This is a genomic window from Thermovenabulum sp. (assembly GCF_049723235.1).
Classification (GTDB): Bacteria; Bacillota; Thermosediminibacteria; order Thermosediminibacterales; family Thermosediminibacteraceae; genus Thermovenabulum.
Genome location: NZ_JBNARB010000004.1, coordinates 140558 through 151522, shown reverse-complemented (window position 1 = coordinate 151522; position 10965 = coordinate 140558). Strand labels below are relative to the sequence as shown.

The window sequence follows — 10965 nt, the reverse complement described above, 5'->3', positions numbered from 1 at the left end:
GGATGCCCTAAAATCGCTATTTCATCTGTTTCTCTGATCATCGCAATTCACTCAAAATTACACCGCGTTTCGTTATTTTATTATATTTATTTTCTATCGAAGTATATATTTTTCCCGGTAGCAGAAAGGGGAATCCCTACTACTACTTCGCCCTCTATCAAGCCCATTTTTCTTGCCAAAACACCTATTCTGTACATAATCCTGTTGTCTACGTTTAACAGGCTTGCAGTCTTTACCGCAGATCCCATGGCAATACCGAGGTCCATTAATCTCCATGCACAGATGGGCCCTTTAAACTCCGGACCTTCTATAAATTCAGGAAGTTGCGCACATTCAGAATACCCGCATGCTCCGCAGTTCAATCCTACAGGTTTTGCATCTTTAAGGGAAATTAAAATCACAACTTCAGAGTCTTCAACGTTCTTACCATCCCTATCAAAATTCGCTTTACCAGTCGTTTTTCCGTATTCGTGCATTTCCCTTGCCAATTTTTTGACATCTTCACCCTCTATTATTTTTATTTCTACGAAATCCCTTCCTGCAGCCTTTGGTGCCGTTCTGGCAGAAACAGCCATTAGCTGGGCGGCTAATAAAAGGGCATCCTTCATTAAAAATTACCTCCTTTTGTTTTTGATTATATATTTTTTACAGTAAAAAAATCTGTCCTTTGTTTTTTAATCTTTTATCCTTCAATCTTTCAAGCCTTTTTTTAAACTCGAATAGTTTCTTATCATCCGGTTGATTAAGCAATCTTTTCTTTAAACTCAAAATATGAAGAGCCCTTTCTACTTCTTTTATAGCTTTATCGTAATTTTTTTCTATGTGTTCAAAGTATTTTGAGAGCTCCTCCAGTGCAATTAAGGTGCCAATATTTTTTTCAGCCATTTCGATCCAAATGGAAACCGCTTCATCCCACATCTTTAATTTCTTATATAAAAAAGAAAGCTTTATGTAGGCCTCTTCTTTAATATTTTCCGACTCTATGGCTTTTTTATAACATTCGATACTTTTTTGAAAATCTCCTTTTTCTTCGTACAATTTCGCTATACAAATATAATCTTCGCCTCTACACAGATTAGAACCTAAAGGGTTTTTTACCACATCAAAAATTGTATATAACAAGTTTACCATAGAAAGGATATCCTTTTGGTTGTGAAAAAAGATGGGTATTAAATCATCTGCCCTGCTTGTTCTTAAATAATTAAAATAAACTGCGGGAATCATAAAACCCGGTATATCGTTTTCTCTTTCCATGTAAAAAAGCTGTCTTTCCAGGTTGCTTAAAGCCACACTTTTTAATCTTTTTTTAAATATTCTTCTCGACACTGTAAGTAAATCCAGATTGCAGAGCTCCTGGAAGGGAGAGTCCATTTTGTTTATAACATACCTGGTATTCAATAGGGGGACATCGTATATTTTACCATTAAAGGTAACTACGAATTCAAAACCGGACAACATTTCGCTTAGTCTTAACAGTAATGAAGGTTCTTCCGAATAATCGGGCATAAAAAACTGATTAAGTCTAAAATAATTGTTTTCAAAAAATCCCACACCTATCAAAAAAGCAAATGTTCCGGAACCTCCAGCAAGCCCTGTAGTTTCTGTATCCAGAAAAGCTATTTTTTCTATTTCTATCTTTTTGCTTAAATTTTTAAAAACAGAATCCAGCTCGTTTATTGGAATTTCCAGAACTTTTGAAAGCTTAACCCCCGAATATTCGTATTTTTTATCATAAATTACCTCTTTTTCAATGTGTTCGCCGAGAGGGGTTTTTACAATTTTCCCTTCTATCTTTTCCGCAATCCAAAAATATTTACCTTTTTCAACCTCTTTATCTAATCTATTTTTTGAGCTCCCGATAAAAGTCTTCAATTTTTCTGTTAAATTCAATCTGTTAGCACCCCCTGAACTACTTCAAGGGCACTTTGCTTTGCGTAGTATCCCACATCCTCTACAGGACCGACACAGGAAGGACAACCATCGTCACAGGTGCATTCTAAAATAGCTTGCATTGCCGCCTTCAATAATATCCTATCTATTTCATAAAGTTTTTCCGCAAAACCTACGCCGCCCGGATAATTATCAAAAATATAGATAGTTGGTTGCTTAGTAAAAGCCGATTTAATTTCCACCACACCGCGGATGTCCTTCGGATCGCACATTAAATACAAAGGAGCTATATTTACCAGTACATTACATAATCCCAGTAAACCCTGCTGCAGTTTTTCCGGCTCCAATTTTTTGTCTTCAAAGGTGAAGAAAAACGCCGTAGTATGCATTTCTTCCGGCGGTAATTTTATAGGTCCTGCCCCGACATTTTCATGGGTAAAAAGCTTAATCTTTTTAAACATTGTTGCCATTGTAGTAACCAGAACTTCTCCGTAATATTTTTTCGATACGCTATTTATAAAATCCTGTCTTAGAATATCAAGTACCTTTATATTTGTAGATACACTGGCGTCGGTATAATAATCCACATCAACCTTCTTAACAAAAGCCTTTTTTTCTTCATAATCCAATTTTTCTACCTGATACTGCTGCCCATCGTGTATATAAATTGCCTCCTCGTGAATGAGCATTGGAGCGCTTGCCCTATCTACCTCTCCAATCACCCTGGGAGTATTACTTGTAGTATCAATTACCACGAAGTTTTCCATACTGGCACTTCTGAGACTCACTTCTTCAGCCGGAAAAGCTTCGGACATCCAGTACCACCGTTTATCCACATGCCTTAAAATTCCATCTTCCTCCAAAAATTTTAGATATTCTTCCACAGAAACACTGCCAAAATTTTCTCCTTCTTCAAAAGGAAGTTCAAAAGCAGCACATTTTATATGGCTTACAAGGATATAAATATTGTCCTGATTAATAAGTCCCGCTTCCGGAGGTGCTTCAAAAAAATAATCGGGATGATTAATAATATACTGATCTAAAGGGTTGCTCGAAGCTATTAGTATGGAACAGGAAAGAGATGTTTTCCTCCCGGCTCTCCCCATCTGTTGCCATGTGCTTGCTATCGTGCCCGGATAGCCGGTGATTATACTCGAATCAAGGCTTCCTATGTCAATACCCAGCTCCAGGGCATTTGTGCTTACTACTCCTTTTATATCTCCTTCTCTCAAGCCCTTTTCAATTTCCCTTCTTTCCTTCGGAAGATATCCTCCTCTATAACCTTTAACGGATGATTTGAAAATCGGGTTTTCCTTCAGGCCTTCCCTAATATAGGTTAAAATAAGCTCCACGGCTAACCGGCTTTTTGCAAATACTATGGTTTTTACATCCTTTTTCAAAAATTCTAACGCTAAATTTTTTGCTTCGATAATGCTGCTTTTTCTAATACCCAATTGCCTGTTTACAACCGGAGGATTATAAAATATTATATTTTTTTCTCCGGTCGGAGCACCACTTTTGTCAATTACAGTAACTTTTTCTTCTATAAGTTTTTCAGCCAGATCACCAGGATTCGAAATTGTAGCAGAGCAAAGGATAAAAATAGGATTCGACCCGTAAAATTTACATATCCTTTTAAGCCTTCTTATCACATTCGCCGTATGGCTTCCAAAAACTCCCCTATAGGTATGTAATTCATCGATCACCACATATTTCAGGTTTGAAAAGAGTTTTATCCATTTCGTATGATGGGGTAGAATACCCGTATGAAGCATATCGGGATTTGTAACTACTATATGGCCATCCCTTCTAATTAATACCCTTGCATCCTGAGGAGTATCCCCATCATAGGTAAATGTTTTTATATTTTCACCTACCCCCTCTATTAACTCTAAAAGCTCCGAAACCTGGTCCTGGGATAGGGCTTTCGTGGGGAAAAGGTATAATGCCCTTGAATTATTATTCTTTAAAATTTCATTTATAACGGGAATATTATAGCAAAGAGTTTTTCCCGAAGCCGTAGGGGTGACCACTACTACATTGCTTCCCTTTAATACTTCATCTATGGCTCTCCTCTGATGAGAATATAAATTTTTTATCCCTTTCTCCACAAGGGCATGGATAAGTTTTCCATCAATTTGTTCGGGAAAGGGAGAATATTCTCCCCCCTTAGCCGGGATAACCTTCCAGCAAGTTACGTTTTTTATGAAAGATTCTTTCTTCTTTAGATTTTCAAGCAATGAAGAAAGCTCCATAACTATCCCTTTCTCCAGTTTTTTAATATATTTTAACAAATAATAAAAACACCTACAATAAAAATATAAAACCCCAACTGGGGTTTATTTAGCAGGAGGCTCAACCAAATTTTCTTACAGGTGATGACGACACACCGTTCGTAGAACTAAAAGAAGTTCCAAAAAGCGAAATTAGCTTTTTTGTATTTTTGCTCTTGCATCTCGGGCACTCCAATGGCAAATCAGCTTCATTAGCTTTTCTCAGCTCTTCAAATCTATTTCCGCAATCTTTACAGATATATTCAAACATCGGCATAATATAGCCCTCCTTTAATTCAGTTAGTTAAACTCATATTATTAATTTTAAGTATACTATATTATTATTTCGCTGTAAATATTTTTTTCTTATCACTTTCCAGTAAATGTATAAATATATTTTAAAAAAGTCCAAAAAATAAATATGAAACTTTAATAAAGGAGGAGAGCAAAGTGGTAAGCAGGCAGCAGTTGCAGAGCGTTGGAAGGAATTGTCCGGGATACGCCCCCATTGAAGCGATGACAAACTTAGAAGAAAATGAAGAAAATGTAAGATGTGATACCTGTATTCATTGGGTTAACGGAAGGTGCGATATAGACCTTTTTGACGAGGTATTGGAAAGCCTTGATCAGACTTAGGAGGATTAAAAAATGTCGCTGAAAAAAAAGCTTTTTGCAATGAGAAAAACCTTTGCAAATACAGAAATCGGTGCGAATATATATAAACCTGCAGGCAGACCAAGCCCAAGGGAAGTAAGTTCTCAAAAGAAACAATATAAAATGCATCCTCCAGGCTTCAGGAAGGATGCTAAAATTAAAATGGAAAATAAACAGGACTAACTAAAAACTTTCCACACTTACAAACTTACCCATTTTTTCTAAAATATTTACAATACCATTTATAACATTTTGTTTTATGGAAAGATTTTTAGGAAAATCCGGATTTTGATGAGCGGGATTAATTGCATTACCTATGATAAATGATATATCAGTTGCTTCAAGAAGCATAATTGCAAGACGCGTAGCAGCGTCCATTTTTTTATGGTGCAATAATTCATTTAGCTCGATTTTCCCTGAAAAAATATTATTTAATTTTTCAAGGGTTTTTGTTAGCGTAAGTACCCCTTCAGTGACAAGATCTATACCGTCAATATGGGCTGTGGGTGGTACATCAGGATCAATAAATTCCAGGGAAGTAATCAGGGGTTTATTTAAAATTTTAGCCACTATTTGAGCGGTTGTTCCACCGCATACTATCTTTTTGCCCGGCTTTTTTATAAAAGAATTAACCACATTTACATCATCTTCAGGATTTAGCGGAGGACCTGCCATAATATTTACCTTTTGAGGAGAAACAATTTTTATTGCCGCGCAGGTAGAATCATCGCCTGCTCTTTCCATATACAAATTATTTGTGATTGTCACCAGTAGCTTAACTATCTCAGCAGGCTTTGTGTCATTCTTTACAATTTTTTCTAAATAATTAGCGATATTCTCCCACTGCCATCCTAAATTTAGTATCCCTCCTACCCCAGCATGAACAATCCCATCGCTTACGACTACTATCATATCGTTTTCTTTTAAATTGATGTGAGATTCTTTAATAATTTTACCGTCAATTTCTCTATGTTTTACGGAAATGTCTAAGACCTTTCCGTTGCGAATAAAAAATACCGGTGGGTTGTCGTAATCAATAATAGAGCATTTTCCATCAGCGGATATTTCTACTATGGTAAAGGTGGAATAAGCAATCTTCCTTACCTTGCAAACTGGCAAAGTGGCAACAATAGTCTTTACGGTATCCTCTATAGAAGACCCTTCTCTTAGCATGGTAGCAGCTATCTTTGTTGAAAGGGTTGCCAGAATGTTTGCCTTAACACCACTTCCCAGGCCGTCTGCAAATACAAAAATTGTTTTCTCCGGCGATTTAATTATTTCGACTTTATCGCCACAAAGTTCTTCTCCGTATTTGTTTATACTTTCAAAGTAGATTTCCGTTCGAAATGATAAATTATTCATCGGGAAGCTCTTCCTTTAAAATACTTTTTATTCTATTTAAAAGCACTTTTGTTTCTGCTGTGGTTTCCCCAAGGACGCTTGCTATCTCCTGTGCCACCCTCATTTGTTTTTCTATAACCTGCTGGGTGGTCTCAATGGTCTTCTTTTTAATCTCTAAATTCCTTTTTCTATCTTCTTCCTGTTTGGTTATATCCGATATAATACCTATTATTAAATCGTGGCCATGCAGAAAATATATACTCTGGAGTGTTACCAGATTGTATTCAGGGAGTTTTACTTTTTTCGCAATTATATTTTCTTTTAGTTCGGTCACAAATCTAAAATCATCATCATTAAAAATATAATTGAGAGGCATCCCAATAACTTCCTGTTTTGTTTTTTTAAACATTTTTTCTGCAGCAGGATTGTACTCCTGAATTTGCAAATTTTTATCTACAACAACAATAGCATTGGGTGTGGATTCAATTATTAGTTCGGAAATGGACTCGGCTCTCGTCCTCATATAAGGAATGCACATATATATTTCAGCCATTCCGTTATATACTGCAATAGCTTTTTCTCTGCAAGAATCATATCCGCAAGCACCGCAGTTTAGTTCATCCTTTTCGCTGTACTTTCCTATCTGCCTTAATATTTTTCTTATTTCCTCTTCAGAAGGTAATTTCTTAGAAACCGTATGGACTGTAAATTCTCGTGTAATTGCTTTCATATCTAATTCTTCATTTTTATTTTCAAATTGGAATTTATTTTTTAATCTCCCGGCGTACTCTCTAATTTTTTCCAATTTCATGAATCTATCTTTCTTTTTATCTCCTGTTGCGGGACCGTTACTGCATCCTCCCCTGCAGGCGTTAGCTTCTATAAATACATCTTTTAATTTTCCCTTTTTTATTTCTTCAAAAACTTCTCCCAGGTCATCCAAACCATGAACGGTAATTTCTCTCCTCCACCTCTCTTTTATAAAAGGAGAAAATGTCTTCACTGTTTCGCCGGGAATAGGATATAAAGCTGCCCCGGTTTTAGTTGGAATTTTATCATTTTCGTCTTCATCGTCCTTTTCTAAAAAATAGGGCTGTTCAATTAATTCATTTAACCCTATTAATTTTTTGAGTTCATCAAAAGTTATTACCGCATCAATAACTTCTTTAAATTCCATAGCCTCCATTTTTTTCGCCAAACAGGGGCCCATAAATATTACTTTAGAATAACCCTTCACTTTTTTTAAATACATCCCATGAGCAATCATAGGCGATACTACGGGGATAAGATAATTTATTAATTCGGGATAATACTTTTGTACTAAATAATTGGCTGCCGGACAAGCGGATGAAATAATTACCTTCCTTTTTTTGTCATTATAAATATTGGCGTAGGCCTTCGCAATTATAATTGCACCTTGAGAAGTAGGAAAAATATCTTTAAATCCGAGTTCTTTCAACCTGTACATGAAATTTTCGGGATTTAATGATGAGAAAACCCCCGCAAAAGAGGGTGCAAGACTTACAGCAACTTTTTCATTTTTTCCCAGAATATCGTTTACTTTATCCATATCGCTTTTTACGGTTTTCGCATTTTGAGGACAATTAATCAGGCAGGTTCCGCAGGTAATACATCTTTCCAAAACTATCTCCGCCTGACCTTCTTTTATCCTGATCGCTTTCACAGGACAGTTTCTTACACACTTGTAGCAATTCTTGCACTCAGCACGGGTAAAATTAATTACTTCCAAAACTTATACCTCCAGAAAGTATTTTTTAAAGAAATCTCCCGCATTTTCCCGGGTAACGGAAAATGGCCCTTTTTTATCTATTTTTACCGATACTGGCTGGGTACAGTTTCCGCAACAAAATTCTGCAGTTAGCTTTATTTTATCTTCCAATTTGTACTGTTTTATCAGTCCTTCGAATATCTTAATTATATCATAAGCGCCCCTCAAGTGGCATGAGCTCCCCACACAGACACTTAATTTTATCATAAAAACTCACCTCTTGAATATGTGAAATTATTAACAATATTATAAATTAAAAAAGATTAATTGTCAATTTTTTCACATATTCATTCATCGGAAAGGTCTTTTTTGTAAGTAAGCCCTATTTCGCTTCCTATATTTCCAAGTCTTTTCCTGACTTTTTTTACCGTTTCCAAATCATAACCGATTATATTTGAAATTTCTTCATCACTAAGGCCCAGCGCAACGGCATCAAGAAAAAGGTAAAGATCTACACCGTACTTTCTTTTTATTTCATCCTCACTAACACCTAACTTGTTAAAAAATCCATCCTTTTTTTTCTTCATAAAGGTCTCCCTTCAGTGTTTTTATCATTTTTTAATTCAAAAGTTATTTTCCCATTTTCATCAATCCACACCTTTTCCAGGTCCTTCAATCTATTTATTCCCCGGTTTTTAAGGTCGACAAGAAGCTGTTCAATACCTACATTTGCCACTTCCAGATTGTTTTTTACTACTTCTCCATTATTTATTAATACAGTTTTGAAAATGCCTTCCACCGCCGAAAGCCCAAGGTCTTTCGGCGTAACAGGTTGTTTTTCCTTTTTCAGGATTATACTCAACTTACCGTTGGGCTCTATGGTTGCCTCTTCTACATCGTTAATATTGGAGATATTTTGTTCCCTCAATAATATCATTAGATCCGCCATACTTATCCTTTCTTTTTTTAGATTTTTTATTATTACTTCTCCATCTCTTACCAGAACGGTAGATGTTCCTTGAAGAATGTTCTCAAAAACTCTGTTTTTTGTAATCAAAATCGATATAAAGTAATTTAATAATGACATGATTATTACAGGTATAATTCCAAAACTTAAATGTATTTTTTTATCTTCCAAAGGTATTGCAATAGCCGAACCCATTATTATAATGACAATCAAATCAAAGGGAGATAATTGAGCAATGGTTCTTTTCCCCATAAACCTGACTATTATTAAGCTGACAAAAAATAAAACTATTGACCTGATGGTAAGAAAGAAAAATGTCTTTACCAATACTACCCCTCCATAAAATTTTTTTCGTTTTCTTCCACCGTTTTATATAATTTTTGAATATTAGATAGCATTATCAATTCTTCTTGTGCCGTATTCAATGATTCGGCTGATTTTAACATGTTCTTTTGAATGTCCTTTAACAGAGATATAGTTATTAGAATTAACCTCTTTCTAATCGTTTTCAATAAATCTTTTGTTTCTTTTTCGGTACTATTTCCTTCTTTCAAGTAGCTTAATAAAAAAGACACCTCATCCAGCAATTTTTGTAGCTTTATATATGAAGAAGATTGTACTAGCGAATCGTGCAACCGGGAGCTAATATCCGCATCAATATTTTTAATTTCTTCTTCAATGCTTTGTATATTTGTTTGTAATTGCAATATTTTGCCTGCCTTTCGAAATTTGTTACCCAAAAAGTATCCCTCCTGTCTTTTAATTATTTTTAATTTATTACTTTTTTTTTATTCAAAATGACCTCCTTGGAACTCATTTAATTTTTTGTTATACTGAAATTACATGCCAACATCTTTTTTATTGAGGTGCAACATGAGGGCAAAAATCGTTTTACTTTTTATCCTATTTTTCTTTTCCTTCAACAATTCAGTCTTTCCTCAAACAATCAAAAATCCTCCGGATATCGTTGGGGAAGCCGGTATATTGATAGAGGCAAAAACGGGTAAGATACTATATGAAAAGAATGCCAATATTCCCCTTGAACCCGCGAGTACAACGAAAATAATGACGGCTATCATAGCAATAGAAAAGGGGAATTTAAGCGATAAAGTTACAACAAGCGAAAGAGCTTTTAAATCTGACGGCTCAAGGATTTACCTTGAAATAGGTGAAACTCTTACCCTTGAACAAATGCTTTACGGTTTGATGCTTAGTTCTGCCAACGATGCTGCCGTAGCTATTGCAGAACACATTTCCGGTAGTGTGGAACAATTTGCAGAACTTATGAATGCAAAAGCAAAGGAAATAGGTGCAAAAAATACGAACTTTGTAAACCCCAGCGGTCTCCCCGATAAAAACCATTATACTACTGCCTACGATTTAGCTTTAATATCGCGTTATGCATTAAATAATCCTACCTTTTGTAAAATAGTAAGAACAAAAACCTTTAATATACCCTGGCAGGGAAAAGACTACGATAGGACATTGATAAATCACAATAAACTTTTATGGAGATATGAAGGTGCTGATGGGGTAAAAACGGGCTACACCGTTTCCGCAGGACAAACCATAGTCGCTTCCGCTACACGAAATGGAATGCAACTGATTGCAGTAGTTCTAAAATCCCAGGGAAAAAATATTTATACCGATGCAATCTCATTACTGGATTATGGTTTTAATAATTTCAAACGCGAAGATTTAATTAAAAGTGGTGAGGAGATTACTTATATAGATGTAAAATACGGTAATCCCGTTGCCTTAATTGCTTCTCAAGATTTCAGTTTTGTATCGGAAAAAGATAATAATTTACCAATCACCAAAAAAATAGATATTCCTAAAACAATAAAAGCTCCCTTAGCTAAGGGAGCAGTAATAGGAAAAATAGATTTTTATCAGGGAGAAAATTTTATAGGAAGCGTAAACTTGATTTCAAAGGACGAAGTTAAAAGAAAAATATATACTTATTTCTGGTTTAGAGTTTTGCTTTTTCTCCTTTTATTGTACATTCCCTTCAGGATAAAAGTAGCAATAAAAAGATATAAAAGATACAAAAAAATAAAGTTAATGTAAGCTATCTAAAATAAAAGCCACCTGCTTTTATTTAGCAGATG

13 protein-coding genes are annotated in these 10965 nt (G+C 35.2%); 3 read left to right on the top strand and 10 right to left on the bottom strand.

Annotation, left to right across the window (positions count from 1 at the left end):
• Positions 1–86: 86 nt before the first annotated feature.
• The 4 genes from ACPLOV_RS03805 to ACPLOV_RS03790 all read right to left on the bottom strand — a co-directional run bounded on the left by ACPLOV_RS03805 (position 87) and on the right by ACPLOV_RS03790 (position 4440).
• The gene (locus tag ACPLOV_RS03805; RefSeq protein WP_068747602.1) at positions 87–608 is read right to left on the bottom strand and encodes a ferredoxin domain-containing protein; all 522 of its coding nucleotides are present in this window, start codon (positions 606–608) and stop codon (positions 87–89) included.
• A 37-nt stretch (positions 609–645) separates the two neighbouring features.
• A complete protein-coding gene (locus ACPLOV_RS03800; protein ID WP_424909712.1) occupies positions 646–1890 on the bottom strand; it encodes a ribonuclease H-like domain-containing protein in 1245 nt (414 codons plus the stop codon).
• On the bottom strand, positions 1887–4145 hold the full coding sequence (locus tag ACPLOV_RS03795) for a DEAD/DEAH box helicase (RefSeq protein WP_424910670.1): 2259 nt from the start codon (positions 4143–4145) through the stop codon (positions 1887–1889). The genes ACPLOV_RS03800 and ACPLOV_RS03795 overlap by 4 nt, the downstream gene beginning before the upstream one ends.
• 100 nt (positions 4146–4245) lie before the next feature.
• Positions 4246–4440 carry an FmdB family zinc ribbon protein gene (locus ACPLOV_RS03790; RefSeq protein WP_424909711.1) on the bottom strand — a complete coding sequence of 65 codons (195 nt, stop codon included), beginning with the start codon at positions 4438–4440 and terminating at the stop codon, positions 4246–4248.
• A gap of 173 nt (positions 4441–4613) precedes the next feature.
• Here ACPLOV_RS03790 and ACPLOV_RS03785 point away from each other — a divergent pair, with 173 nt between their 5' ends.
• Both ACPLOV_RS03785 and ACPLOV_RS03780 read left to right on the top strand, forming a co-directional pair.
• A complete protein-coding gene (locus ACPLOV_RS03785) occupies positions 4614–4799 on the top strand; it encodes a hypothetical protein (protein ID WP_424909710.1) in 186 nt (61 codons plus the stop codon).
• A 12-nt stretch (positions 4800–4811) separates the two neighbouring features.
• Positions 4812–5000 (top strand): hypothetical protein, encoded by a 189-nt coding sequence (locus tag ACPLOV_RS03780; protein WP_068747598.1) that lies wholly within the window; start codon positions 4812–4814, stop codon positions 4998–5000.
• Here the strand turns inward: ACPLOV_RS03780 and ACPLOV_RS03775 are convergent, their stop codons facing one another.
• From ACPLOV_RS03775 to ACPLOV_RS03750, 6 genes are all read right to left on the bottom strand, one after another.
• Positions 5001–6179, bottom strand: coding sequence for a SpoIIE family protein phosphatase (locus ACPLOV_RS03775; protein ID WP_424910668.1), 1179 nt, complete (start codon positions 6177–6179; stop codon positions 5001–5003).
• Positions 6172–7908 (bottom strand): [Fe-Fe] hydrogenase large subunit C-terminal domain-containing protein, encoded by a 1737-nt coding sequence (locus ACPLOV_RS03770; RefSeq protein ID WP_424909708.1) that lies wholly within the window; start codon positions 7906–7908, stop codon positions 6172–6174. The genes ACPLOV_RS03775 and ACPLOV_RS03770 overlap by 8 nt, the downstream gene beginning before the upstream one ends.
• 3 nt (positions 7909–7911) lie before the next feature.
• Complete coding sequence (locus ACPLOV_RS03765) at positions 7912–8154, bottom strand: (2Fe-2S) ferredoxin domain-containing protein (RefSeq protein WP_424909707.1); 243 nt, start codon at positions 8152–8154, stop codon at positions 7912–7914.
• A gap of 80 nt (positions 8155–8234) precedes the next feature.
• Positions 8235–8474: a hypothetical protein gene (locus tag ACPLOV_RS03760; RefSeq protein ID WP_424910667.1), complete on the bottom strand. Its 240-nt coding sequence runs from the start codon at positions 8472–8474 to the stop codon at positions 8235–8237.
• Complete coding sequence (locus ACPLOV_RS03755; protein WP_424910666.1) at positions 8471–9181, bottom strand: DUF421 domain-containing protein; 711 nt, start codon at positions 9179–9181, stop codon at positions 8471–8473. Before ACPLOV_RS03755 ends, ACPLOV_RS03760 begins: the two co-directional genes overlap by 4 nt.
• Positions 9182–9183: 2 nt before the next feature.
• Positions 9184–9594, bottom strand: coding sequence for a hypothetical protein (locus ACPLOV_RS03750; protein ID WP_424909993.1), 411 nt, complete (start codon positions 9592–9594; stop codon positions 9184–9186).
• Positions 9595–9697: 103 nt separating this feature from the next.
• Here ACPLOV_RS03750 and ACPLOV_RS03745 point away from each other — a divergent pair, with 103 nt between their 5' ends.
• Positions 9698–10924, top strand: a complete 1227-nt coding sequence (locus ACPLOV_RS03745) for a D-alanyl-D-alanine carboxypeptidase family protein (RefSeq protein ID WP_424910665.1) — start codon at positions 9698–9700, stop codon at positions 10922–10924.
• Positions 10925–10965 lie beyond the last annotated feature (41 nt).